This window comes from Bacillus sp. OV166 (assembly GCF_900177675.1).
GTDB lineage: Bacteria > Bacillota > Bacilli > Bacillales > Cytobacillaceae > Neobacillus.
In genome coordinates this window covers 1,390,169-1,417,019 of record NZ_FXWM01000001.1, presented here as the reverse complement: position 1 = coordinate 1,417,019, position 26,851 = coordinate 1,390,169, and the positions used below count along the sequence as shown (strand labels likewise).

The 26,851-nt window shown below is 38.2% G+C and carries 26 protein-coding genes and 1 riboswitch; of the genes, 6 read left to right on the top strand and 20 right to left on the bottom strand.

Translation table 11 applies throughout. The annotated features are described in order from the left end of the window. Positions 1-107: 107 nt before the first annotated feature. Positions 108-1,088 (top strand): metal-dependent hydrolase, encoded by a 981-nt coding sequence (locus CCK98_RS06665; protein ID WP_088085864.1) that lies wholly within the window; start codon positions 108-110, stop codon positions 1,086-1,088. 911 nt (positions 1,089-1,999) lie between these two features. Here CCK98_RS06665 and CCK98_RS06660 read toward each other — a convergent pair. Next, on the bottom strand, positions 2,000-2,269 hold the full coding sequence (locus CCK98_RS06660; protein WP_088085863.1) for a YfhJ family protein: 270 nt from the start codon (positions 2,267-2,269) through the stop codon (positions 2,000-2,002). A 127-nt stretch (positions 2,270-2,396) separates the two neighbouring features. Between CCK98_RS06660 and CCK98_RS06655 the strand changes: the two genes are divergently transcribed. Then, positions 2,397-2,573, top strand: coding sequence for a small, acid-soluble spore protein K (locus tag CCK98_RS06655; RefSeq protein WP_088085862.1), 177 nt, complete (start codon positions 2,397-2,399; stop codon positions 2,571-2,573). Between the two features lie 57 nt (positions 2,574-2,630). Here the strand turns inward: CCK98_RS06655 and CCK98_RS06650 are convergent, their stop codons facing one another. Next, positions 2,631-2,957, bottom strand: a complete 327-nt coding sequence (locus CCK98_RS06650; RefSeq protein ID WP_088085861.1) for a YfhH family protein — start codon at positions 2,955-2,957, stop codon at positions 2,631-2,633. Positions 2,958-3,043: 86 nt separating this feature from the next. Here CCK98_RS06650 and CCK98_RS06645 point away from each other — a divergent pair, with 86 nt between their 5' ends. Continuing rightward, on the top strand, positions 3,044-3,721 hold the full coding sequence (locus CCK98_RS06645; RefSeq protein ID WP_088085860.1) for an SDR family oxidoreductase: 678 nt from the start codon (positions 3,044-3,046) through the stop codon (positions 3,719-3,721). A gap of 8 nt (positions 3,722-3,729) precedes the next feature. Here CCK98_RS06645 and recX read toward each other — a convergent pair whose 3' ends face one another. Beyond that, a complete protein-coding gene (gene recX, locus CCK98_RS06640) occupies positions 3,730-4,545 on the bottom strand; it encodes a recombination regulator RecX (RefSeq protein WP_088085859.1) in 816 nt (271 codons plus the stop codon). Between the two features lie 76 nt (positions 4,546-4,621). Between recX and CCK98_RS06635 the strand changes: the two genes are divergently transcribed. From CCK98_RS06635 to CCK98_RS06625, 3 genes are all read left to right on the top strand, one after another. Then, the gene (locus CCK98_RS06635; RefSeq protein ID WP_088085858.1) at positions 4,622-5,527 is read left to right on the top strand and encodes a TIGR01777 family oxidoreductase; all 906 of its coding nucleotides are present in this window, start codon (positions 4,622-4,624) and stop codon (positions 5,525-5,527) included. Between the two features lie 119 nt (positions 5,528-5,646). After that, positions 5,647-5,781: a YfhE family protein gene (locus tag CCK98_RS06630; protein ID WP_082797355.1), complete on the top strand. Its 135-nt coding sequence runs from the start codon at positions 5,647-5,649 to the stop codon at positions 5,779-5,781. Between the two features lie 129 nt (positions 5,782-5,910). Further along, on the top strand, positions 5,911-6,099 hold the full coding sequence (locus tag CCK98_RS06625; RefSeq protein ID WP_088085857.1) for a YfhD family protein: 189 nt from the start codon (positions 5,911-5,913) through the stop codon (positions 6,097-6,099). Positions 6,100-6,151: 52 nt separating this feature from the next. Here CCK98_RS06625 and CCK98_RS06620 read toward each other — a convergent pair whose 3' ends face one another. From CCK98_RS06620 to CCK98_RS06540, 17 genes are all read right to left on the bottom strand, one after another. Next, entirely contained in the window at positions 6,152-6,850 is a 699-nt protein-coding gene (locus tag CCK98_RS06620) for a glycosyltransferase family 2 protein (RefSeq protein ID WP_088085856.1), read from the bottom strand. A gap of 30 nt (positions 6,851-6,880) precedes the next feature. Continuing rightward, positions 6,881-8,728 (bottom strand): glycosyltransferase, encoded by a 1,848-nt coding sequence (locus CCK98_RS06615; protein ID WP_179195728.1) that lies wholly within the window; start codon positions 8,726-8,728, stop codon positions 6,881-6,883. A 234-nt stretch (positions 8,729-8,962) separates the two neighbouring features. Next, complete coding sequence (locus CCK98_RS06610) at positions 8,963-10,201, bottom strand: homoserine dehydrogenase (protein WP_256942273.1); 1,239 nt, start codon at positions 10,199-10,201, stop codon at positions 8,963-8,965. A 104-nt stretch (positions 10,202-10,305) separates the two neighbouring features. Continuing rightward, positions 10,306-10,417, bottom strand: a riboswitch (SAM riboswitch). Positions 10,418-10,513: 96 nt separating this feature from the next. Continuing rightward, a complete protein-coding gene (locus CCK98_RS06605; RefSeq protein WP_088085854.1) occupies positions 10,514-11,188 on the bottom strand; it encodes a GNAT family acetyltransferase in 675 nt (224 codons plus the stop codon). A gap of 19 nt (positions 11,189-11,207) precedes the next feature. Continuing rightward, positions 11,208-11,870: a GNAT family N-acetyltransferase gene (locus CCK98_RS06600; RefSeq protein ID WP_088085853.1), complete on the bottom strand. Its 663-nt coding sequence runs from the start codon at positions 11,868-11,870 to the stop codon at positions 11,208-11,210. 20 nt (positions 11,871-11,890) lie between these two features. Beyond that, positions 11,891-12,751, bottom strand: coding sequence for a carbon-nitrogen hydrolase family protein (locus CCK98_RS06595; protein WP_088085852.1), 861 nt, complete (start codon positions 12,749-12,751; stop codon positions 11,891-11,893). Between the two features lie 120 nt (positions 12,752-12,871). Then, complete coding sequence (gene argH / locus CCK98_RS06590) at positions 12,872-14,248, bottom strand: argininosuccinate lyase (RefSeq protein WP_088085851.1); 1,377 nt, start codon at positions 14,246-14,248, stop codon at positions 12,872-12,874. Between the two features lie 61 nt (positions 14,249-14,309). Continuing rightward, a complete protein-coding gene (locus CCK98_RS06585; protein WP_088085850.1) occupies positions 14,310-15,521 on the bottom strand; it encodes an argininosuccinate synthase in 1,212 nt (403 codons plus the stop codon). Positions 15,522-15,606: 85 nt separating this feature from the next. Then, positions 15,607-16,584, bottom strand: coding sequence for an ornithine carbamoyltransferase (gene argF, locus CCK98_RS06580; RefSeq protein WP_088085849.1), 978 nt, complete (start codon positions 16,582-16,584; stop codon positions 15,607-15,609). After that, complete coding sequence (carB, locus tag CCK98_RS06575) at positions 16,577-19,804, bottom strand: carbamoyl-phosphate synthase (glutamine-hydrolyzing) large subunit (protein ID WP_088085848.1); 3,228 nt, start codon at positions 19,802-19,804, stop codon at positions 16,577-16,579. Before carB ends, argF begins: the two co-directional genes overlap by 8 nt. After that, positions 19,791-20,867, bottom strand: coding sequence for a carbamoyl phosphate synthase small subunit (locus CCK98_RS06570; RefSeq protein ID WP_088090328.1), 1,077 nt, complete (start codon positions 20,865-20,867; stop codon positions 19,791-19,793). Before CCK98_RS06570 ends, carB begins: the two co-directional genes overlap by 14 nt. 5 nt (positions 20,868-20,872) lie before the next feature. Beyond that, entirely contained in the window at positions 20,873-22,072 is a 1,200-nt protein-coding gene (locus CCK98_RS06565) for an acetylornithine transaminase (RefSeq protein WP_088085847.1), read from the bottom strand. Continuing rightward, complete coding sequence (argB, locus tag CCK98_RS06560) at positions 22,072-22,869, bottom strand: acetylglutamate kinase (protein WP_088085846.1); 798 nt, start codon at positions 22,867-22,869, stop codon at positions 22,072-22,074. The genes CCK98_RS06565 and argB overlap by 1 nt, the downstream gene beginning before the upstream one ends. 14 nt (positions 22,870-22,883) lie before the next feature. Beyond that, the gene (gene argJ, locus CCK98_RS06555; protein ID WP_088085845.1) at positions 22,884-24,152 is read right to left on the bottom strand and encodes a bifunctional glutamate N-acetyltransferase/amino-acid acetyltransferase ArgJ; all 1,269 of its coding nucleotides are present in this window, start codon (positions 24,150-24,152) and stop codon (positions 22,884-22,886) included. An 18-nt stretch (positions 24,153-24,170) separates the two neighbouring features. Beyond that, positions 24,171-25,208 carry an N-acetyl-gamma-glutamyl-phosphate reductase gene (gene argC / locus CCK98_RS06550; protein WP_088085844.1) on the bottom strand — a complete coding sequence of 346 codons (1,038 nt, stop codon included), beginning with the start codon at positions 25,206-25,208 and terminating at the stop codon, positions 24,171-24,173. A 292-nt stretch (positions 25,209-25,500) separates the two neighbouring features. Further along, on the bottom strand, positions 25,501-26,265 hold the full coding sequence (gene aroD, locus CCK98_RS06545) for a type I 3-dehydroquinate dehydratase (RefSeq protein ID WP_088085843.1): 765 nt from the start codon (positions 26,263-26,265) through the stop codon (positions 25,501-25,503). A gap of 51 nt (positions 26,266-26,316) precedes the next feature. After that, a complete protein-coding gene (locus tag CCK98_RS06540) occupies positions 26,317-26,838 on the bottom strand; it encodes a shikimate kinase (protein ID WP_088085842.1) in 522 nt (173 codons plus the stop codon). Positions 26,839-26,851: the final 13 nt, after the last annotated feature.

Below are 26,851 nucleotides of genomic sequence, written 5' to 3'. Positions count from 1 at the left end.
TGTTGTTAACATGTATGAAAAAAGGCAATATAATAAGTAATGTATTTGTTTTACGATAATTCAATTTGTTTAGTTTTACAAGAACTATATTGAAGGAGGATTTCCTTTTGGATACAGGAACTCATGTTGTCATGGGTATTGCTCTTGGTGGTCTTGCTACACTCGATCCCGCAGTAATTAGCAGCCACGCGACCACGACGAGTGTTTTAATTGCAACAATTGCTGGGTCGCAAATACCTGATATAGATACCGTTTTGAAGCTAAGAAATAATGCCATATACATTCGAAATCATCGCGGGATTACCCACTCTATCCCCGCTGTAATATTGTGGCCGCTTGTACTGTTAGCCGTTATCTATCCGTTTTTTCCTGATGCCAATCTTTTTCATTTATGGGCTTGGACATTTGCAGCTGTTTTTATCCATGTATTTGTTGATATATTTAACGCATACGGCACACAGGCTCTAAGACCTTTCTCTACAAAATGGGTCGCTCTAGGGGTTATAAATACGTTTGACCCGATTATCTTTGGGATCCATATCCTTGGAATCGTTATTTGGGTATTAGGAGCAAATCCAGGTTATACCTTTTTGATAATGTATGCATTCATTATAGCTTACTATCTTGCTCGTTTTAGGGCGAAAAAAAGGGTATTGGTTGAGGTAAAAAGAATGATTCCCGATGCAACAGAAATAATTATTGCACCAACCATGAGATTTCATCAATGGAGAATTGCTGCCATGAACAAGAAACAATTTTTTGTGGGAAAAGCAGTAAATAAAAAAGTTGAAATCTTAGACCATTTTAATCGAATACCCGTTCCGAATACACCCGTAATCGAGGCAGCAAAAAAGGATAAAAACCTTTCAGCATTTTTATCATTTTCACCAGTCTATCGCTGGGAAGTCGATGAATTTATTGATTTTTACGAAGTTCGCTTCATTGATTTACGCTATCGGAGCAATGGACACTATCCATTTGTGGCCGTTGTTCAATTAGATTGTAACTTAGTTCCAATTAGCTCCTATACGGGGTGGGTGTTTAGTGAGAAGAAATTAAGAAAGAAATTAAGTATAATTCCTAGTTAAAAAGCGGTGACTTTTCCACTCCAGGCTGTCGAAAAACTTTCGATAGCCTTTTTATTAATCCACTTTCTTTAACAATCCACCGCATTAAATCGTTATAATATTATATAGTATATATTGGTTTTTCGACATGTCTGTTGATTGGCCTCCAGGTGGCACTTCGCTTTCCGCGGGCGTGCCGGGGAGCCTCCTCGTCGCTTCGCTCCTGCGGGGTCTCCCCTGCCCCGTACTCCCGCAGGAGTCTTCGTGCCTTCCATTCCAATCAACAGAGTGTAATATTCATTTAAGACCCTCAACTCATAATGAAATTAAGAATAAGCAATGAAGTCAATGTTTAAGCCAAAAGAGTCCAGGTCAATAAAAAGGGGTTATATAGCCTGTTCCCGTTAAAAAATCACTGGCGAGGTCAATAAGAAGGGGTTATAAAGCCCGTTTCCGTTAAAAAATCATTGGCGAGGTCGATAAGAAAGGGTTATAAAGCCTGTTTTCTTTAAAAAATCACTGGCGAGGTCGATAAGAAGGGGTTATAAAGCCTATTCTCGTTAAAAAATCACTGGCGAAGTCAATAAGAAGGGGTTATTCTGCGACCTGCCAAAATAAAAAAGATTTCAAAACAAGTACTCTAGGAGAAGTATGTTGCAATGCTTTAGGTTGATTTACCTCCTTGTTGATTGGAGCGGAGGGCACTCGACTCTTGCGGGATAGAGAGGTCACGGGAGACCCCGCAGGCGCCAAAGCGCCGAGGAGGCTCCCGGACCTCCCCGCGGAAAGCGAGTGCCCGGAGCGGAAATCAACAGACCATTTCAAAGACAATCAACTCATAAAAAATCAGTAATTTAGTTTAGACAAAATAAAAAATTGCCGAGAAAAATATCCTTTCTCAACAATCTGCGGTGACTTTGTCACTCGCTTTTTTAGTTTACGCTATTTTTATCCTGATTTAAATAATCCTTGTATTTTGGGTTTGTTGCTGCAAATTCATGCAGTTTATCACCGTAGTTTTCTATCCATTGCTTGACAATTCTTTCTGCTACTTCACTGCCCATATATTCCCTGCCTGCTTTTGCATAAGTGGTTTCAAAATCATCCCAAAGAAGTTCAACCCAGGTTCGTGCCTGATTATAGGAGAGTTGATCGTTTTTAGCTAAAAGTAGTTTTGTCAATCTTTCATGATAATCGTTCATTTATCCACCTCATTGCCAATTTCTTTTAACATAACCTATTTTAAAAAAGCAGATACTATCTTTACGTGGTAAGCATTGAGAATGCTTTGCTTTTCACGTGTTCTCATTCCCTTAATGGAGGTCCAGCATGAGAAATAAAGCAACGAATTTCCCAAATCAAAATAATAACAAGTTCGAGGGAGAGCCAAGAGCAAAAGCAGAATATGCTTCAAAAAGAGCAGATGGCACGATTAATACCCATCCACAAGAGCGGATGCGTGCTTCAGGTGAGCGCGATGATGAGTCGCCACAGGTTTATAAATAAACCTTCCGATCTGTAAAAACAAGACAAGCCAGAGGTCTTATTCTCTGGTTTGTCCAATTATTTTTTTGGCTGATTCAATAATGAGATTGGCAACGCTTCTTCTTTTCCCTCTCCTGCAAGTCGATAACCCCAAGCAAACACACCATTCATATAATCAATTTTAAAATATTGTCCTGGGTCCCCGTCTATTTCATAAATTTCTCCAGGTTTAAACGAATGAGGGTCAATCAGGTATGCTCTCGCCATTTGAACCTTTCGTTCGAGCACGGCAAACTCACTGACCATTCCCATTTGTTCTGCTTTTCTGGCTTGTTCTTGGAGCATGCCAATTTCTTGTCTTAATTCATGTTCTGACATGGTACTGTAGCGTTTCTCCTGTTGCATTTGAATTCACTCCCCTTATAACCTCATTTTAGTATATTATAATATAATAAATAAAGGATGAACTAATATACAAAGGAGATTTTAAAATGAAAACGATCATTATTACTGGGGCAGGCTCTGGTTTAGGAAAAGAATTAGCGCATCTCTTTTCGCAAAAAGGCTATCACCTTTTGTTAACAGGGCGGAACTTTGATAAATTAACAACTACAAAAGCAGAAATTGAAACAAATGGAGGAAGTGCTGATATCCTCCCTATTGATATTGGAAATGCGAAAGATGTTTCGAAAAAAGCTGAAGAAATTAGTCATACCTATAATATATACGGATTAGTTAATAATGCTGGAGTTGGGCATTTCGGTCCATTTGTGGAAATGAATGAACATCACATTACTGAAATGATCAACACAAATGTTTCAGGGACTATTTTAATGACCAAAGCAATTTTACCTCAACTGCTAAAGACTTCGGAAGGACGTATTTTGAATATTATTTCAACAGCAGGCTTGCGTGGAAAAGTGAATGAAGCGGTTTATGTGGCCAGTAAATTTGCAATTAGAGGCTTTACAGAGAGTCTGCAGAAAGAATACGAAGGGAGAGGGATTAAATTTAACGCGGTGTATATGGGCGGTATGGACACACCATTTTGGGATAATAGTGACCATGTCAAAGATACTTCCCGTTTCCGCTCACCAAGGGAAGTTGCCGAAATGATTATCGAACAAATGGATCAAGATTCCATTATTATCGAAAGTAAAAAATCATGATGCTTTTGTCATGATTTTTTACTTTCTGATAAGTATGTTTCGATGAGCTCGATCGGGAACCCTTTTCGATATAATGCTTGTTTCATCTTTTGTTCATATTCAAAGCCACTGTATTTACTAAATTTTCGATGGGCCTTCTCACCTTGGAATCTGATTGCCTCCATTTCCTCATCCATCTCGTTGTTCATCCCGACATCATTAACAGCAATATTAATGACTTCATATGGATAACCTTTTCTAAGGAGCAGGTTCTCAAGTTTCTGTTTTTGAATTTTTAATGATTCCTTTGTATTCTTTTCGTAAAACTTTGAGCTTATTTTGGTGGCTTTTTCAATCTGTCGCTCGAGAGGATATTCCTTCAGTGCATGGTTGAGAATTCCCTCTACTATTCCCTTTTCCTTTAATTCCATTTTAATTACATTAGGACCTTTATCAGTGGTATTCGCTTGGGTTCGTACATAGGCCAACGCGAATTCCTCGTCATTTATGTATTTCTGTGCAGTTAATCTATGAAGAATTTCATTGATGACAGGTTCATCTATTTCCTTTAATACAAGATAATCTTTTATTTCTTTTTCCGATCTCATTCTTCTAGCTAAGTAATGGATGGCTTTGTTGTATGCTTTGCGAATGTCATCTTGATACTGAATTTCCACAAAGGAAAAATCATCAAGCTCCATTCCTTTTTTTAATTGAAATTTGATTAGAACATCACTGTCGACACTAAAGGCAAATTCCTCACCCTTACCCTTACCGTAATCCATAAAAATATTGAATCGATCCTGAGTTTTCTGTTGTGTGGTGATCTTTGTTATAATGGCCACGTTATTCACCTCATCAATACTTTACCATATTCCTCATTATCTATTGTAAGATTAAACGTAAAAGGGGGCGGAAAACATGAAAATAACGATTGCAGGCGGAACAGGCTTTGTAGGCCAAGCACTTACCAAACACCTGTTGAAAAACAATCATGAGATAATTATTTTATCAAGAAAATCGATTGAGACAAATCGTACTGATGGAATTCGATACGTCGAGTGGCTAAGTGATAGTTCAAGCATTCATGAACTCCAAGATACTGATATTTTTATCAACCTTGCAGGCGAATCGATTAATAGTGGACGTTGGACGGTAAAAAGAAAAGAAAAGATCCTAAACAGTCGCTTAGAGTCTGTTCATGCACTGCTAGCCATTATAAATAAATTAGACACCAAACCAAAGGCACTGATCAATGCAAGTGCAATTGGGATTTATGGAACATCCTTGGATAAAATTTTTACTGAAAAAGATAACCATGGCTTTGGGAATGATTTCTTGGCCGATACAGTTAAGCAATGGGAAATCGAAGCTGGAAAAGCCAGCCAATTAGGGATACGTACTGTCTTTTGCAGGTTCGGAATCATCCTTGATAAACACCAAGGGGCTCTTCAAAAAATGGCAATCCCTTATCAATCATTTATCGGTGGACCCATTGGAAATGGACGTCAGTGGATGTCATGGATTCACATTGAGGATGTGGTCCAAGGGATATCCTTTATAATAGAAAATGAAAAAATGGATGGAGCCATCAATTTCACTGCACCGAAACCGGTAACGATGACTGAGTTTGGAAAAACACTTGCACGAGTATTAAACCGCCCCCACTGGCTTCCGGTCCCAAGTTTTGCACTACGTCTGCTGCTTGGTGAAATGAGTATATTGGTGGTTGATGGACAAAAGGTATTATCGAATAAGCTTTTAGAAAACGGCTATCAATTTAAGTATTCGGAATTACATTTGGCATTGAAAAATATATTTTCTTAAAAAACAGTATCATTCTTTTCTAATAAGGTAAAAATGGAAATAAGTACATAACGTGCTTTTATTTTTTACCACATAGCTTGATGACAATTAACTAAAAAATGTTGAAAGGAATGAGCAAAATGGCGGAAAAAAAGAAAAAAGATAAGGATCGAGGCAAATACTCATTAACCAGTATGCAGGAAGTATCTTATCAAAGGGAATTTAAAATGGCGGACCGTGCAGGCGGATACCACGACAAAAAAACCAGACTCTAGTTTGACCTCAGTTTCGACCATATAGCTCTGCTGAAGTATTTTCCATTCATGGTTACCTTTCTAATTGTAAATGATATTAAAGGGAGCAATTCGGCTCCTGAAAGTTAACAATGAAAGGGGTTTTTAGTAATGGGTCGTATGCATAATGGAACTGGTAATAGTAACAAAAGCTCACTTCCACAAACACCTAAGAACCTAAAAATAACTGATGGAAATGACGTTGAATATTCTGCAGAATTTGCAGACCATGCAGATCTTGAGGCACTCGCACGTGCCAATGCTGCTAATCAACGTGTAAAAACGAAAAGAAATAAATAAATGAAGAAAGAAACAAAAAAGAAGAAGCAGGACATCCTGCTTCTTTTATATATTAAAGGGGGAATACCTTTATCTCAGCCGATACTAGTGGTTGGAAATTTTCTGTATAGGCGATTGTTTCTCCCCATTCCATAAGATCCTTATCAGCAATCTTCCATGTATGTTTTTCGGTATCATGTCTGATGACTGCAAAATGAAAACGTTCAGTTGAATAGACATTAAAGCCCTTCTCTTTACATTGATCAATGAAAAAGTAATCCTCCGCTCGATTTACTTTTTCAAATTGAACTTGTTGGAACACGTCTTTTCTAAATATTAATGTCGCTCCAGCAACAGTGTCTGTGATTGAATTCTCACTACCTGATACATGGATCAGCGCCTTTTTATTTTTAAAATAAATATATAAAGAACTTTTTCCGATAATAGAAATATCTTTATTTTTAAAAGCATCCATCGAACTTTTAATGTAGTCAGGCCCGTAATAATCATCGTCATCAAATTTTGCAATAATATCATGACTTGCTTTCATAATCCCAAAATTTAAGCAGTCACCTAAGGTTGCTTTTTCGTGTAGCTGATAAATCTGGACATTACGATATTTCCTTGCCTTTTTGATCCATCTATCAATATTCATAGAATCCTTATTTAAGATAATAATGAGTTCTTTATCCTTCCAGGATTGCTGTTTATAATTTTTGAAAACATTTTTGATATTTTCTTCTCTTATTGTACATGTAATAATGGAAACCACACTTTCACTCCTTTACCTTGGAGAATTTTTTTAAGAGATCTTGATCTTTTCTAAAAGGGAAGTTAATTTTGTAAACTTGTTTAGACCTTTGATTGAATTAATATCTTCTTGAAGTTCTTTTCTGTCGTCAGAGCTAAAGCCTGCAGCTCCTAAGATATTTATGTGACGGATGTCGATTTGAAGTATAAGGAGGATTGTTTCAAGGATGCAAATGAATTTTTCTTGGAATTTTAGAAATCGCTCTGGATGGGATTGAACGAGTAACTTATATTCGCTTAATACCTTATTCATTGTTAATAAATCTGCTAGACCTGATATCTCTATTCCAAGAATTAGAACATCGATGTCATGATGCTTTTTCAAAAACAGTCCCAGATTGTTAATTGCCTCATTCCATTTACTTTCTCCAACAGGATGTTCTTGATGGTACGTGATCAAATCGTTTCTAACAATATATTTGGCGCCCATTTTATATAAACGATAACCTATTTCCCAATCTTCGTAACCGTACTTGACAAAGTCTTCATCGAACAATCCCGCCTCAATAATAAACTCTTTACGAATGGACACATTCCCTGTTAGAAAAGCCATCCATGGAAACGCAAACCCTTCTAAATCAGCAGGAAAATTGCGGGTTATCTGTTGGAACCATGGGTATACTTCAACACCTAAATTCTTAAATACTTTCTTTTCAATATCTTTTTTTTCTAACAACTGATACGGTTCTTTACTTGGATATTTAAAGTCTTTAATCCTCGAATAAATCTCCTGGTTATTTTTAGATATAGTTGAGATTTTGTTTATCTTCTTTTGAGTAAATTCAGGAAAGATACATGAGTGTATAACTCTTGAATGCATTGCACCTGATATAATAAGCTTACTATTTGATTGGTGGAGCTTATGATGTCTTTCAACAAAATCGGGTTCTGTTATCATTTCTGCATCTAGAAAAATAAGAATGCTGCCTCTTGCAGAACGAATGCCTAAATTTCGAACCTTAGCTCTTCCAAGATTCTTTTTATTACGTATAAATTTAAAATGATACGGAGGCTTATAGCCCTTTACCTTTTCTTCCGTTTGGTCTGTTGAAGCATCATCTATAAAGATAACTTCCATTTTTGAAGGATTGAATGTTTGGTATTCCAGTGAATAGAGAGTAAATAGATTGAGTGGATATTTATTGAGGGAAGGAATAATAATACTGACTTCAATATCTTCGTTCTTACTTACTAGGGGGATTTCATTTTGTCGCTCTTTAGCAGAAGGACGCTTTTTTATTTTGCGGGTTTTGGTTTTTGCATTTGCCTTTTTTGTTTCTAGTTCATTTACAGATGGAGTTGGCCAAACACCATATAGCTCTGTTTCACTTCCAGTGAGCTTTTTATTCAAATAATTATTAAGATTTTGTTCTGTCCGGCAGTGATTCCAAAGCCTAATCTCGTTGATATCTCCATTAAAGAAAAGACCAGGTTGCCCCCCAATCATCCCCGATGGGTATACAAATGATTTAGGGCTTCGTTCACCTTTTTTTACAAACTTCCCATTAATGAATAGCTGGGGCTCTCTATCATCATAGACAACAGCAACATGAATGAGCTGATTAATAATAGCTTCATAGACTAACACTGCATAGATATTTTTCTTAGTATGTTCATAGACCGTTATCCCATTTAATCCAACTGAAACACTAACCCCAGCATCATTATCGGACACTCCATGTCCAGGTCCTATGATATAATTTTTTCCATTTACATCTGCGGGCCTATCACGTGTTTGTTTATCGATACGATGAACGCTTTCAGGCATTACCCAAAACTCATAGGTGAATGTATTATTCAGATTCGTTAATAAACGTCCATTTAAGCTATTCCCTAACATGATGCACCTCTTCATTTTCTTTTTTTTAAAAAAATCCATTTGGTCAAGCTTTTACACAATATGAATACCATTTAATTTTGACTAAACTTATCCCCAGTTAAAGGATGTTTTGTTTAATATTTTTATAGATATTAATAAATACCATACACATAAGTGAGTAGTAATTCTTCATAAAAAAAAGAGCACCTAAATGCTCTTTCGGGAATAACCGCTTGCTCGCTACATTCCTTTAACTTAAAGGGCAGCTAAGGTTACCTCACTAATTTTGTTCTCTGTTTCATACTCACCTATTATTTGAAAGTAACACCTTGCCTGCTGGTCATTAATTAAACGTTCAATTTCTTCCTTTGTTGCCCGGATAATGGCTGTCTCATCAATAGCTTGAGTAATCCATGTAATCAAAGGGTTTTTATAATTTTTTGAGAGACCTTGAATTAACCATAAGCCTTCTACATCCTCTTTTTTCTCTCCATCACATAATGCAATTGTTTCTTTGAAATTCTTATTTGAAGGCCGATTTTGACAGACATAGACCAAATCTTCGATAACAGCACTAGCAGTTGGATACATCCCAGCTCCAGGTCCTTGCAAAGTAATACTACCAACGATATCAGAATGAATATTTACCGCATTTTCTACCCCTTCAACGGAATAAAAAGGATGCGACTTTCCAACAAGAACCGGTCTAACCGTTGCATTAATTTGATCACCTATCTTATTAATACTTGCAATATGTTTAAACCTTAACCCTAGCTTTTCAGTTGATTCGATTAATTCACTTGTGATCGAAGTAATTCCTTCCCGTTCAACATCCTGCCAATTTGGTTCTATACCAAAAGCTATTCTGCTTAGAATTATTGTTTTATAAAAAGCATCAAACCCTTCCACATCGTTGGTTGGGTCCGCTTCAGCATACCCCTTCCCTTGTGCTAAACTAAGCGCAGCAACAAAGGACTGTTTTTTCTCCCGCATTTCAGTAAGGATGAAATTTGATGTCCCGTTAAGAATGCCTTGTACGGTACGAACACGGTTAACATTTAATAACTGCCTAAGGGTTTGAATAACTGGAATTCCTCCCGCAACTGTTGCTTCGAAACCAACTGAAACTTTATGACTCTCTGCTAGCTTGAGCAGCTCATTACCGTGATGTGCAAACATCTCTTTATTTGCTGTGATTATGTGGCAACCACTTTGTATAGCTTGTTTTAAAAAAGTAAAGGGTTGTTCTTTGTCGACTATTGCTTCGACAACAACATCCAGTTGAGGTAGTTTAAGAATTTCGGCAAAGTCTGTAGTTATTAAAACGTCTTCACTTATGTCTCTTGTTTTTTGTTTATTTTTTATTAGCACTGCAGCTACTTCTACTTTTCTTCCTAAAACATTAGTTAGTTCATCAGCGTGGGATTGTATTGTTTTATATACCCCTTCACCCACTGTACCAAAGCCTAGAATTGCCACTTTAATGACAGACATGCTTTCCACCCCTTAAATAATATTAGACATGACTAATAGGTTGTTTCTTTTAATATCATATAAATAAGAAAAACCCTCTTCATAAGAAGAGGGTAGATTTCCTCCTCTTATCTGTCAGGTTAAAAATAACCTGCAGGAATTAGCACCTTTTCAAGAATTACCTTGATGGTTGCCGGGCTTCATCGGGCCTAGTCCCTCCGCCGCTCTGGATAAGAGTTTTATTTAGTTAGTTTTTCATTAAATTTCCAAGTTATAAAGAGAATTCTAGTTGATTCCAAGATAGTTGTCAATATTATTTGAAATTTCTTTTTATTAAAGTGGTAATAGGGAGACAAATTCCTTTTTCCCCAGTCGATCTATCATTTCGAGCCAATCCTTCGGCTTATTTGTAAGAATTGAATAGTATGTCGTCAGAAAATCCTTTACCAGGTTTGCTGGTAGTGAATTAAGTCCTTCATCTTGAATTGGCATGAAACATAAATCTAGACCTGCTACAGCTTCCCCATTGTTTTTCCAGGAAGGATGAACATATGAAAAATCAATGCGTTTATAACCCAAATGGGAGAGAACTTCACGTCGGACATATGGATCCATAACCTTTACTCCACCAAATTCGTGTTGTTCAACCCGGTACGGATCGTATATTTCTGCAAACATCCCGAATAGCTCGTTACCATTTTCTTTAGCTAATTGTTGTAAATCCGTTAAACGGTTATGCGCTAAAAAACGGCCAAGGCTTAAGCCTGGTTTACTGATGATTGTAAAATCTGTCATAGCAATATTCCAATCCGGATAATAACGATATTCAGTTGCTCCTGTGACTTCGTCTCCATCGACAGCAACAAACACGCGAATACTCGGATCTTCTAATGGCTCTTTCCATAGCTCATATTCTAATACTTCTTCTGGAGGAAAAATTTCTCCCATTAAGTTATGAAGCTTTTTAAAATTAGAGTCTTCTATACTGGTTATTCTAATATATTCCATTATGATTCATTCCTCTCACTTATCTAAAAGGGTTTTTCCATTCCATTAATGCAGCATAATTGCAGGATTCTTCATCCTCGAGATAATTTTCAATAATCCCTATTGGCACACGACCACAATGCAGCAAGAAAGTGATAACAGGATCTTGAACCTCCCCTTTAATTGTTGCATCTAAATATTGTCCTGGTGTCATGATATCAGCTTTTCTATGATATCCTGGCATTCTGCCCCCGCCAAGTAATCGATATAACTCTTTTTCTATCACAACATGGTACATAGACTGCATCATCAATTTACCAAGCCCTAGTTTGCGGTACTTCGGACGAACACTTATATCAACAATATACAAGGTATTCCCATTTGGATTATTGTTCCGTATATATCCATGGTCAGTGATTTCTTCCCACGAATGGTTTTTATCGCTAGGATCAAAGTCGATAGTTAAGCCGGTAATTGACCCAGCTAATTCACCATCTACTTCAACACACAATGCACCTTCTGGAAACATGTACACATGGTTTGTTAATTGCTCTTTATTCCACCATAATTCTGAAGGAAAAGGAGGTGGGAAGCACTCGGATTGAATCTTGATAAGATCGTCAAAATCCACATTTGAATAATTTCGAATGATAACTGACACAGGCCGCTCTTGGTCATAGACGTAAAATTCACTTCGATACATTCTATACCCACCCCTTCAGTTTATTTTTCCCAATCTGTGTAAAGATCCGTTCTTCGATCACGCCAGGTTGTAACGGAACCACGTTCTCTTACTTCATATAACAAGTTTATATCTAGGTCAGCCGTCACAATCATGTCATTATTGATTTCCCCTTCCACCAAGATTCCTTTTGGTGGAAATGGTATATCGTTAGGAGTAATGATTGCCGCCTGGCCAAAATTAGCGCGCATAAAATCAACAGTCGGCAGTGAACCGACAGTTCCCGTTAGGACCACATATACTTGGTTTTCAACTGCACGAGCATGGCTGGTATAACGAACACGATGAAAACCATGACGGTCATCTGTGCATGATGGACAGAAAATCACATCGGCACCTTTGGCCTTTGCCATACGTACAATTTCTGGAAATTCAATATCATAACAAGTAAGGAGGGCGATTTTCCCTTTTTCTGTTTCAAATATCTGAAATGAGTCCCCAGGTGCCATATTCCATTCATTTACTTCAGTCGGTGTAATATGGAGTTTGGCCTGCTCACCAATTCTTCCATCTGGATAAAATAAATGTGCTGTATTATACAGCTTGCCATCCCTTTCAATCACATGTGTTCCCGCAATAATATGTAAGTTCTTTTTTTGTGCAAAATTTGAAAATAGTTCTAGATATTGTTGGGTATAACTTGGCAGGTCATTAATTGTCAGGCTCTTGCCTTGACCATTACCTATTGAAAGTAATTGAGTTGTAAAGAACTCTGGAAATAAGACAAACTCTGCCCCAAATTCCTCAGCAGTTTTTATGTAGTGCTCACATTGTGAGGTAAATTCCTCGAAGGATTGAATGGTATGTAGTTGGTACTGGACGGCAGACACACGAATTTTCATCATTTTTTCCTCCTGTCATTAGTTAAAATTCCCATGGGTAAATTATCTAATATTTTACTATTTAATACAAATTTTAAAAACTAAAAGCCTACCAAATGGCAGGCTTTTAAAAAATTATTTTTATTGCTCTAGTTTTCCCTCAGCAAGCTTGATTTGCTTTTCCACTTGCTCTGGAGCTGTTCCCCCAAAGCTATTTCGGACACCAACAACATGCTCAGGAGCTAATACAACATAAATATCTTCCTCAAATAATGGACTAAAGCCCTGATATTCTTCGAAGCTCAAATCTAGCAAAAATTTGTTAGACTGAATAGCATATAAAACAATTTTTCCGATAACTTCATGCGCATCACGGAAAGGCAGACCTTTTCTTACTAAGTAATCAGCAATATCTGTGGCATTAGAAAAGTCATTGTTAATGGCCTTACGCATCACGTCTTTATTTACTGTCATCGTTTCAATCATCGGTGCTAATAACATTAAGGAACCTTCAAGCGTTTCAACCGTATCAAACATACCTTCCTTATCTTCCTGTAAATCCTTGTTATACGCGAGTGGCAGACCTTTAAGAACGGTGAGCAGTCCGATTAAATTACCATATGTCCGTCCGGTTTTTCCACGTAGCAGCTCAGGTACGTCTGGATTTTTCTTTTGCGGCATAATACTTGAACCTGTGCAAAATGAATCATCCAACTCGACGAACTGAAACTCCTGGCTCGACCAAATGACAAGCTCTTCGGATAATCTGGAAATATGGGTCATGATTATTGAACCAATCGATAAAAACTCAAGGATAAAGTCGCGATCACTGACAGCATCCATACTATTAGGATAAACCGTTTCAAACCCCAACAGTTCCGCGACACGTTCACGATTGATCGGAAACGTCGTTCCTGCCAATGCCCCTGAACCAAGAGGTAACCAATTGATACGCTTTAAACTATCAATCAATCTCTCTTTATCACGTTCAAACATCCAAAAATATGCCATTAAATGATGGGCAAAGGATACAGGCTGGGCACGCTGCAGGTGAGTATACCCAGGTATTAACGTTTGGACATTCTCTTTCGCCTGCTCAATTAATGCCTGTTGGACATCTTCTATTAATTTAATAAGCTCAGTTGTTTTCGTTCTTAAGTATAGATGCATGTCGGTGGCCACCTGATCATTACGGCTTCTCCCTGTATGGAGCTTTCCTCCCACCGGACCAATTTTTTCTATTAATAACTTTTCAATATTCATATGGATATCTTCATCTTCAACTAAAAACTCTACCGCGTTATCATCGACCATTTTCTTGATGGAGAGTAGTCCGTCCTTAATCTTTATAGCATCCTCCATTGGAATAATACCGCACTCACCCAGCATTTGCACATGGGCAAGACTTCCTGCAATATCCTCCTTAGCTAGCTTTTGATCAAATGTAATTGAGGCTGTAAATTCCTCAACTAGTTTATTCGTTTCTTTCGTAAAACGGCCGCCCCATAACTTAGACATTGATTGCTCCCCCTTAACCTAACAAGACAGCCCTCGAAAAAGGATTCGAGGGCAATCCGAATTATTTTAAAATTGATTCCTTTTTATTCACTTCTGAATAGACCTTTGTTGGCAGACCCCAAATCTTAATAAATCCTACTGCGGCATTATGATCAAACGCATCACCTTTTGAATACGTTGCTAGTTCCTCGTTATATAAGCTGTAAGGAGACTTTCTGCCCACAACCGTATGATTACCTTTATGAAGCTTGACACGAATTGTTCCAGAAACGTTCTTTTGAGTTTCATTAATAAATGCATCAAGTGCTGGTTTTATCGGAGAATACCAAAGTCCTTCATAAATGATCTTCGCCATTTGCTGTTCAACCTGTGTCTTAAATTGTGTAACCTCACGAGTTAGAGTTAAAAACTCTAATTCTTTATGGGCATTGATTAAAATTAGCGCAGCAGGATTTTCGTACACTTCACGAGATTTAATTCCTACTAATCTATTTTCAATATGATCAATACGGCCAACACCATGCTTGCCGCCAAGCTCATTTAAGGTTTCAATTAATTGAACAAGTGGGAGTTTCTCACCGTTAAGGGCAACAGGTACCCCCTGTTCAAATTCAATTTCAACATACTCCGCTGCATCTGGTGTAAGTTCTATTGGATTCGTCCAATCAAAGGCTGCTTCTGGCGCCTCAGCCCATGGATCCTCTAGAACTCCGGCCTCACAAGCACGTCCCCAGATATTGGCATCAATTGAAAATGGATTATCTAAATCGACTGGGATTGGAATTCCGTTCTCCTCAGCATATTTGATTTCTTCGTCACGTGTCATTCCCCATTCACGAACAGGGGCAACAACTTTTAAACTTGGGTTCAATGCTTGGATGGAAACTTCAAAACGTACTTGGTCATTTCCTTTACCTGTGCAGCCATGAGCAACAGCAGTAGCCCCTTCTTGTTCAGCTACCTCTACTAATAGTTTTGAAATAAGCGGTCTAGATAAAGCTGAAGATAATGGATATTTTCCTTCATATAAGCAATTAGCTTTTAATGCTGGTAAAATATATTCCTTTGCTAATAATTCTTTAGCATCGATCATATATGCTTTAATGGCTCCGACATTCAGTGCCTTATTTTTGATGGCTTCTAAGTCTTTTCCTTCACCGACATCTAGACCTAATGCAATTACATCGTAGCCATATTTTTCTTGAATCCATTTTACTGAAACTGATGTATCTAAACCGCCTGAGTAGGCTAAAATAATTTTTTCTTTTGTCATTGTTATTATTCTCCTCTTACCGTATGTGTATTTTTATTCAACCGATAGAATTATTATACAACAAATCTCATAGAAAAGGAAACTATTATGCTAGTAAAAGTTTTAAAATTGCTTTCTGGGCATGAAGACGGTTCTCCGCTTCATCAAAAACCACTGAATGAGGACCATCGATGACCTCTGCTGTTACTTCTTCGCCTCGATGAGCAGGCAAGCAATGCAAAAAGATATAGTCCTCCTTTGCATTCTTACAAAGTTCATTATTTACTTGAAATCCATGGAACGCCTCGAGTCTTTTTGAAGTTTCTTCTTCCTGCCCCATACTGGTCCAGACATCTGTTACGATGACATCTGCATCTTTAACAGCTTCTAGCGGATCATTTGTAATCACGAGCTTACATCCAGTTTGTTTTCCAACTTTAATTGCCTTCTCTGTTATTTTTCCATCAGGCAAATATCCTGGGGGACTGGCAATGCTAATATCCATTCCAACCTTCATCGCGCCTTCCATTAAAGAATGAGCCATATTGTTATTGCCGTCCCCAATATAGCACATCTTTAAGCCGGACAGTTTCCCTTTATACTCAAGAATCGTTAAAAGGTCTGCTAACACTTGGGTAGGGTGCTGCAGGTCAGTTAAACCATTAATAACTGGTACTGTTGCATGCTCAGCTAATTCTTCGACTGAATCGTGTGAAAACGTTCGAATCATTAATCCGTCCACATAGCGCGACAACACTTTTGCGGTATCAGAAATACTTTCTCCTCTTCCAAGCTGGATATCCTTTGAACTTAAGAATATTGCATGACCGCCTAACTGCAACATCCCTACCTCAAATGATACCCTTGTACGGGTGGATGATTTTTCAAAAATCATCCCTAAAACCTTCCCGCTTAAATACGGATGCGGTTTTCCTTGTTTTTGGAGCTTTTTCATCTCTATCGCCTCGTTTAGAAGATAGAAGATTTCATCTGTACTAAAATCGGAAAGCTGTAAAAAGCCCTTTCCTTTAAGTTTCGGCTTATTTATATTACTAATTTCATTTAATTTAATGGCCTCACCCATGAACGGCACCTCTCTCTTCCAACTTGTAATATTCATTCATAGATCGAACCTCAGAATCGGATTGAGATCCTTTTTCCAGGCCGATAATCGCTTCAATTGTATCTAAGTGTGTAAATACTGGTACCTTGTAGCGAACCGCATGTTCGCGAATCTGGAAACCAAATTTAATTTTATTTCGTCCTTGATTCGGTATATTAATGACAGCATTCATGGACTGATTTCGGAAAAGTTCAATGACTTCTGCATCTTCCTTAATCACTTTTTCAACATCAATTCCATGGTTTTGGAAATATGAAGCAGTCCCCTCTGTAGCAACAATCTTGTATTGTTTTATTACAAGTTCTTGAATGATAGGAAGAGATGCTTGCTTATCTCGATCAGAAATGGAACAGAAAATATAATTTTCATCTTGTTGCCCGCCAAGAGCAGGAATAGACTTTTCAAGTGCCTCTTGATAGGTTACTCCCATGCCAAGCGCTTCACCAGTTGATTTCATTTCTGGTCCTAGCACATGGTCAACACCTTTTAGCTTACTTGATGAAAAAACAGGAGTTTTTACTGAAAAATAGGATGGCTCATCCATTAGTCCCTTTGTTGAACATAGATCTGAGAGGGTCTCTCCTAATTGAACGCGTGTCGCCCATTCAATCATCGGAATTCCTGTGACCTTACTCATGATTGGCACTGTTCTAGAAGAACGCGGATTGACTTCAAGCACATTAACCTGGCCTTCATAGATAACAAATTGAATGTTCATGATTCCAATAACTGGTGCTGAATTTGCAATTTTTTCGGCATAATCAATTAACGTTTCTTTAATTTTCTCTGACAGTGATATCGGCGGGAACACTGAGATGCTATCCCCTGAATGGACCCCAGCTTTTTCTATATGTTCAAAGATACCTGGGACGAGGATATTTTCCCCATCACATATGACATCAATCTCGCACTCTAATCCAGGTAAGTATTTATCTACTAATAATGGCCACATCGTTGCCTGCGAATTTTTCTCCAGTTGCAGTATATACTGGCTCAATTCCGCTTCTGAAAAAATAGTAAACATTGATTGGCCGCCAATGACATAAGATGGGCGCACAAGGACTGGATAACCCAGTTTAGTGGCTGCTTCTATTAATTCGTCAGAATGCGAAACGGTTTGACCCTCTATATGCGGAATGTTTAAGTCTTCAAGCAACTGGTAAAATTCTTTACGATCTTCTAGGCGATCAACATTTTTCACCGTAGTACCTAAAATTTTGATCCCTTCTTCTTCTAAATCATGGGCTAAATTAATGGCTGTTTGCCCACCGAACTGAATCAATACACCTTCCACCTGTTCTTTTTCGATGACATGAAGTACATCCTCTGCTGCAAGTGGTTCAAAATAAAGGCAGTCTGCAATCGAATAATCGGTACTAACAGTCTCAGGGTTGTTATTGATAACAACCGCTTCGTAGCCCTTTTTCTTGATCGCTTTTGCCGCGTGTACCGAGCAGTAATCAAATTCAATCCCTTGGCCGATTCGAATTGGGCCAGAGCCAATGACAAGAATCTTTTTCTTGCTCGTCACTTCAACTTCATCAAACCCGTGCCAGGTTGAATAATAGTAAGGTGTAACAGCATCAAATTCTGCTGAACAGGTATCAACCATTTTATAACCAGGTTTCCAGTTGAGTTCTTTCCATTTACTTCTTACCTGCTTTTCAGGAATAGCAAATATTTGAGATAAGAGCTTATCGGAAATATTATTTCGCTTTGCTACCTTAAGCAAGGAAACTGGAACATCGCTCCAATTATAGGCAGCTAATTCCGTTTCTAACGTAACGATTGAGCTAATTTTGTGTAAAAACCATGGATCAATCTCGGTCAACTGTCGAACTTTTTGAAGTGAGATCCCTCTTCTAAGCGATTCTGCAATGATGAATAATCGCTGATCATTTGCCTGGTTAAGAAGTTCAAGCAAGTTCTTTTCATCAATTAATTTATTTCCTTCGAGGCAAAGTCCATAAACATTCATTTCCATCGAGCGAATGGCTTTGTTTAAGGCACCTTCAAATGTCCGATCAATCGCCATAACTTCCCCAGTTGCCTTCATTTGCGTTCCTAAGGTCCGGTCCGCTTCAGGGAATTTGTCAAAAGGAAAGCGAGGTAGTTTTACCACAATATAATCAATCGCTGGCTCAAATGATGCAAAGGTATTACCTGTTATCGGATTCACAATCTCATCCAAATGATACCCAATCGCACACTTCGCAGCCATCCTGGCAATTGGATAACCAGTCGCTTTAGATGCAAGCGCCGAAGAACGGCTCACCCTTGGATTTACTTCGATAATGTAATACTGATTCGATTCCGGATGAAGAGCAAACTGGATGTTACAACCACCGATAATCTTTAATTCTTTAATAACTTTTATAGAAGAATCACGAAGCATTTGATATTGGACATCTGTTAATGTTTGCGACGGAGCAACGACAATAGAATCCCCTGTATGAACACCGACTGGATCCATATTCTCCATATTACAAACGATGATGCACGTGTCATTGTCGTCTCTCATGACTTCATACTCAATTTCTTTCCAGCCTTTGATACTTCTTTCTACCAACACCTGCTGAATCGGACTTGCCGCTAGGCCTTTTTTCAGAACAGTTTCCAGTTCTTCATCATTATAAGCAAAGCCGCCTCCATCCCCTCCAAGTGTATACGCAGGGCGAATGATGACTGGAAATCCAATTTCCTTTACAAAGGACACGCCTTCCTCAAAGCTGTGAATAATCGCGGACTCTGGAATTGGTTCACCAATTTTAAGCATCAAGTTACGGAACTTCTCTCTGTCCTCACCATTTTTGATAGACTCAACAGATGTTCCTAATAATTCAACATTATATTTTTCTAAAATATTTTGTTCGTAAAGCTGCACAGTTAAATTCAGACCCGTTTGGCCGCCTAGTGTACCAATAATACCATCAGGTTTTTCTTTCTTGATGATTTTTTCAATGGTTTCAACGTTAAGCGGTTCAATATATACCTTATCGGCAACGGCTTCATCTGTCATGATGGTGGCCGGGTTATTATTAATTAAAACAACTTCAATTCCTTCTTCTTTCAAGGCTATACATGCCTGTGTACCTGCATAATCAAATTCTGCAGCCTGCCCAATAACAATTGGACCTGATCCAATCACTAGTACCTTTTTTAAACTTTTATTTAATGGCATAAACAGTCTCTCCCATAGAAGCTATCTGAGTTACGAAATTTTTTAAAATATATTCTGTATCACTTGGTCCTGGATGGGCTTCAGGATGAAATTGCACGGTTTGTATCTGATGGTTCTTATGCATTAGCCCCTCAATCGAACGGTCATTTACGTTTCGGTAGGTGACATCGAATTCCTTGTTGTCAATACTTTCGTCAACGACAACATAGCCATGATTTTGTGCTGTGATTTTCACTTTTCCAGTCGTAAGTTCCTTCACTGGATGATTACCACCGCGATGTCCATAGGCTAGTTTTTTTGTTTTAGCCCCATAGGCAAGGGCGATTAATTGATGCCCAAGACAAATGCCCAGTGTAGGATAGTTCTGACTTATTTTTTTTATTTCTGGAAACCATTTTTTTAATTCCATTGGGTCCCCAGGTCCATTACTGAACAGGACACCATCTGGGTTCAAGGCCTTTATTTTTTCATAAGGAGTATTGTATGGGACGATTGTTACCGCACAGTTTTCATCTAGCAGGGCGTTGAGAATCGACTTTTTAAATCCATAATCCATGAGCACCACATGCGGCCCTTGGTTTTTGAAATATTGTATTTTTTTAGTTGATACTTTCTCCACCCAAAATGAAGATTTTTCTGGTGCTGATATTTCGCCATTCTTGGACTGGCTTAAATACCCTTTTACCGTCCCACGGCTGCGAATGGTTTTTACTAAAAGACGCGTATCAATTCCTGCAATCCCAGGAACTCCTGCCTGCTTTAGTTTTTCAGAGAATTTATTTACGGATTGATAATGGCTCGGTGTTTCACATAAATCACCGATAATCACCCCTGATAATGCTGGTGTGATGCTCTCATCATCGATTGCGTTAACCCCATAATTACCGATAATGGGATAACAGAAGGTAATGATTTGTCCTGCGTATGATGGATCGGTGATAATCTCTTGATACCCAGTCATGCTTGTATTAAAAACCACTTCTCCTAGAGACTCTTTTTCGGCACCAATTAGTACCCCCTCAAATACTTCTCCCGTTTCCAAAGTAAGGTATCCATTCTGCAACATACTCACTCGCCTTTCTCAATACCTTGGAAAGTTATTTCCAATGCTTTAATAAATTCATTTATTTCTTCCTTTGTTACTGTTAACGGAGGTAAAATTCTCACTACATTTGGTCCAGCTGTTAAGATAAGAAGATGGTTTTCGATTGCCTTTTGAACAATTCCTAAAGCATTCGTTTCGACGACCATTCCCTTAAATAGGCCGAGGCCGCGGATATCTTTTATAAAAGAGTACTTTTCCTTCAGTTCTTGTAACTTTTTATCTAAGTACCCTGAAATTTCGTTGGCGTTATTTAATAAATTACTTTCAGTAATATGTGTAACAGTCGCGAGTCCTGCTGCTGTTGCTAATGGATTTCCTCCAAAAGTACTGCCGTGGCTTCCTGGGTCAAATCCTTTAGCGGCTTCTTCTTTTGCGATCATTGCTCCAATTGGAAAACCTGAACCAAGTCCCTTTGCAATGCTAATGACATCGGGCTCTATGCCGTATTGTTCATATGCAAACAGTGTGCCTGTTCTACCGATCCCTGTCTGGATTTCGTCCACCATTAGGAGGATTTCTCTTTCTTGGCAAATTTTCGCAAGTTTACTAACCCATTCTTGGTTCGCTGGGATGACTCCACCTTCTCCTTGAACAAGCTCAAGGAGAACGGCTGCAGGCTCGAGTGTATAGAGCAGTTCAAGTGCTTCTTCATCATTAAAAGGAAGATAATTAAACCCGGATACTAACGGCAAAAATCCTTGCTGAATTTTTTCTTGTCCTGTGGCCGATAAGGTGGCTAGCGTTCTACCATGAAAGGATTGCTGAAACGTTACTATTTCAGGTGATTCCTTTCCCTTCACTTTGTTGGCATACCTTCTAGCTAACTTGATCGCTGCCTCATTTGCTTCCGCCCCACTGTTACAAAAGAAAACTTGGTCACCGCAGCTATTGTCAGTAAGAATCGCTGCCAATTGCTGCTGATTCGGTATGTTATAGAGGTTTGAACAGTGCCAAAGATTCTGTAATTGCTCCTCAAGTGCTTCTTTTACGACATCAGGCACATGCCCTAGGTTACAGGTCGCTATACCAGAAGTGAAATCTAAATACTGAGTACCCTTTTCATCCCAAACATAGCTTCCCTTCCCTTTAACGACAGTAACAGGGAATCGACTGTATGTTGCCATCACTGGCGAGGCTAGGGAGATTGAATTATTGATTGACATTACGCGATCCCCTCTTCTAAGACAATTTTTGTGCCGACTTTTTTTCCATCCATATAATCTATCAAGCTATTTTTCTCAAATCCATTGATAATACCAACCTCAGGTATGTTATGAACAAGACCGTCAATAGCGGCTTTTACCTTCGGAAGCATCCCACCATAAATTGTTTTATTATTGATTAACGTTTCAATTATAGATTTGGAAGCTTTATCTAGTTTCGTCTTCATTCCATTTTCTTCAATTAAAATCCCTGGAATATCACTGATAAAACAAAGATTTGCTTCCAAAGCTTTGGCAATCGCACTTGCTGCTATATCTCCATTAATGTTGTATCGCTGTCCGCTAGCATCTATTCCGATGGGTGAAATGACTGGGATATATCCTTGTTTTACGATTGTATCTATTACATTGTGATTTACTTCGATTACGTCCCCTACAAAACCTAAATTCTTTGAATCAGATGTTGGCTCTGCTTTTAACAAACTGCCATCAACACCGCTCACACCTAGTGCTTCTCCGCCAACTTCCACAATATTTCTTACAACTTGTTTGTTGACTGAGCCGCTTAATACCATTTCGACGACATCTAACACCTCATGATTAGTCACTCTTAAACCATTCACAAATGTAGTTTCGACATTTAAGTTTTTTAATAACGAAGTGATAAGTGGCCCGCCACCGTGGACAATGATTGGTGTCCACTTACCAGCTTGATGCATTTTTACGACATCTTCATAAAAGGATCTTGGGAGATTATCTAACACACTTCCGCCGCACTTGATGACTATATATTTCATTTTCTTGTCCTCCCTTACGTGCGGTAAGATGCGTTGATTTTCACATAATCATAAGTTAAATCGCATCCCCAGGCTGTAGCGCTATATTTACCTTGATTTAATTCAACACTTAATTTAACATTTTCCGACTCTAAGTATTCCTTTACTTCTTCTTCTACAAACGTGCTTGGCAGACCATTTTCGAACACAGTGAAAGGTCCGATATTCACCTTAATTGCGTTTGGTTCAACCGGTACACCGCTGTAGCCAATTGCAGTAACAATTCTTCCCCAGTTTGGATCCGTTCCATAAATTGCAGTTTTAACTAGGTTTGATGAAATAATCGCTTTACCGACTGCACTTGCTGCGTTTTGACTGTAAGCACCATTTACTTGAACTTCTACTAGTTTTGTAGCACCTTCACCATCTCTTGCAATTTTTTTAGCAAGTGACTCACAAACGATTTTTAACCCTTGTTTAAAAATATTCCATTCAGGGTGATCTTTAGTTAGTGGTTTATTATCAGCCAAGCCATTTGCCATAACTAAAACCATATCGTTCGTACTGGTATCACCATCAACCGTAATCATATTGAAAGTTTGATTAGTTATATCTCTCAATGCTCCAAGCAGGTCTTCTTGGGCAATGTTTGCATCTGTTGTTACAAATCCAAGCATGGTAGCCATGTTAGGGTGAATCATTCCAGAACCCTTTGAGGTACCGCCAATGGAAACTGTTTTTCCATCGATTTTCATTTGCACTGCTATATGTTTGATACAAGTGTCAGTTGTTAGGATAGCATCCATAAAATTATTTTCATTTTCATTATCTTTATTTAGGATTTGTTTTATCCCTGCATTTACTTTATCCATCGGCAGTAGTTCCCCGATCACTCCCGTTGAAGTAACCGCTACGAGATGGTCTTGTATTCCCAGTTCGCTTGCAAAGCCCTTTTGCATAGCGAACGCATCAAGTAAACCTTGCTCTCCTGTACAGGCATTGGCATTCCCTGAGTTTACGATAATTGCTTGAATCATATTTTCTTTTGCGATACTTTCTTGGGTAACTAACAATGGAGCTGCTTGAAATATGTTGGTTGTATACACCCCTGCAGTTGTTGCAGGAACTTCTGAAACGATATATCCCAGATCAAGTCTCTTTCTTTTTATTCCACAGTGCATGCCGCCTGCTTTGTATCCTTTAGGTAAGGTCACACTACCTTCTTCTATAATTACGATTTCGTTTGTTGATGTAGCTTGTGTCAATTTAATTTCCCCCTTCAAATTTCCCTTCGTTCTATACATAAAAGGTAGTAGTTTTACTTATGGATACATTGGAATGTCTGTAAGCCCTGTTCGCTCATCCCAGCCATTCATCAAATTCACATTTTGGATGGCCTGCCCGGCAGCCCCTTTAACTAAATTATCGATAACTGAAATGATGGTCAGGCGGTTTGTTCTTTCGTCAACATGCAGCCCGATATCACAAAAATTACTTCCAGCAACCTCTTTTGTTGAAGGTATATTCCCTTCTGGACGTACCCTTATAAAATGAGAATCTTGATAAAATTGTTTATATAAATCTATAATTTTTTTTGATGAAATTTCTTCTGTTAGATTCACGTACATCGTGCACATGATTCCCCTTGTCATTGGAACAAGATGGGTTGTAAATGTAACCGTTATTGGACTTCCACTCTCATCTGAAAGTACTTGCTCAATTTCCGGAATATGCTGATGTGCTCCTAGTTTATAAGCTTTTAAGTTTTCATTGATTTCCGAGTAATGGGCTGTTAAGGAAAGTCCTCTTCCAGCTCCAGAAACACCAGATTTTGCATCAATGATAATCGACGTTTCATCAGCCAAATTTGTTTTTAATATTGGAATAAGACCGAGTGTAGTCGCAGTCGGATAGCAGCCCGGATTGGCTATTAAGTTAGCTGTTTTAATTTCTTCTGCATATATTTCACTTAATCCGTAGCTTGCTAGTTGTAGATATTTCTCATCGGCAGGTTTATGTTTATACCAAGATTCATATTCTTCAGTAGACCTTAATCGAAAATCACCGGATAAATCTATACATTTAACCCCGCTATTTAAAAGTGACGGAACAAGATTACTACTCACACTGGAGGGCGTCGCCAAAAACACAATATCATTATTTTCCCCTAAAGCATCTGCATCAAAGGATTCAAGAGGTTGATCAACAATGTCAGATAAGTGGGGATAAATATCACTAAACCTAGCGCCCGCTTGGGAGTTAGAAACAACAGAACCAATTTTCAAATGAGGATGCTTTTGAATTAAGCGAATAAGTTCAATCGAACCGTAACCAGTACCACCGATAATTGCAGCTTTCAATTTACCCAACTCCTAAGTGTCTTTCATAATGAATTATTATACATAGTTATATATAAATATTCAATAGATAGATACCTTAATTTTCAGTTTTATTTAGTTATTTCGCCTCCTTTTAATGAAAACGCTTACATTGTGTTGTGTGATATTATTCCATTTTTATGCAACTTTATGTATAAGAAAAACAGTGGACCTGCTATTAAAAAATAGAAGTCACTGGTAACGATTGGTGCTTATTCGTGCCCGTCTCCTTACAAAAATAGAAAAAGCACTCCTCTGAGTGCTTTTCGGATATTTATAGACTTTCATGCAACAAGTTTAATACACTTCGCAACTCTTTCACATTTACCTGTCCGGGTGCTGAGGCTTTTTTTGCTGCCCCAAAAGTAACAGCAGACCCAAATACTTCGCCAGCTAATCGACTTATGACCCCTTTACCTGCCATAGACATGGTAATGAACGGACTATCCGCAAACTGTTCGTTCATTGTATTTGTTGCATCTAAGAGGGTTAGCACATCGGCTGTACTATTTGGCATTACAGCAATTTTTGGTATATCGCCCCCAAACTCTTGTGCTTTCCGTAACCGCGAGATAATTTCCTCTTTTGTTGGCGTCTTATGAAAATCATGGTTAGAGACAATAACAAAAACATTTTTTGCATGTGCCTTTTCAATTATTGTTTTGACTTCATTTTCATCATTAAATAACTCAACATCAATGATATCCACCAGACCTGTTTCTGCGACCGTCTTGTTTAATTCAAAATAAAAAGAAGTGGTTATTTCCTTATTGCCGCCTTCTTTATGACTTCGAAAGGTAAAGATAAGTGGTGTAGTAGGCAGGATCGTGCGAATTTCAGCAAGAGCCTTTTTCACCTGCTCAAAATCTTCTACTTGGTCAAAAAAGTCAACCCGCCACTCCACTACATCTAAGTCAATTGTTTTTAAAAATTCGGCTTCTTCCTTTAATTGTACAAGTGTTTCTCCCACCAACGGGACACAAATTTTTGGCATTCCTTCCCCAATGACGAGACCTCTAACCGTTACTGTTTTAGTCATTTGTTCCCACTCCTTGTCCCATTCTACATAAGTTTTGATACCTATTTTACCCTAGATTGAATTTAATTCGTCAATAATTTGGTCAGCAATTTCTTTTGCATCCTTGCTATCAGTTGAAATCTTCAAATGATGGTTAACATAAATATCTTGTCTTTTGTAAAAAAGATCTTCCATTTCCTCAATTGACTTTCCTTTTAAAACAGGTCGGCTGTCTATAATCAGGCCTAATCTATCTTTCCAGCCCTCCAATGATAAATCTAGCAGAATAACAATACAAGATTCTAAACAGGTCTTTCTAATTTCTTCTTGTAGGAAGGCACCGCCGCCGACAGAAATAACCTTTTGTTGTTGCTGGGACGCTAGACTTGCAATTAAACTTTTTTCTCTTTCTCTAAAAATTTTCTCACCAAATTCAGAGAAAATTTGAGAAACTGGCATGTTATATTCTTTTTCAATTTGTTCATCCACATCAATAAAATCACGATTTAGTTTATTAGCAACCATCTTGCCGATAGTAGTTTTTCCAACCCCCATAAACCCAATAAAAACAATACTCTTATTTCTGTTCCCCATAATACCCCGAACC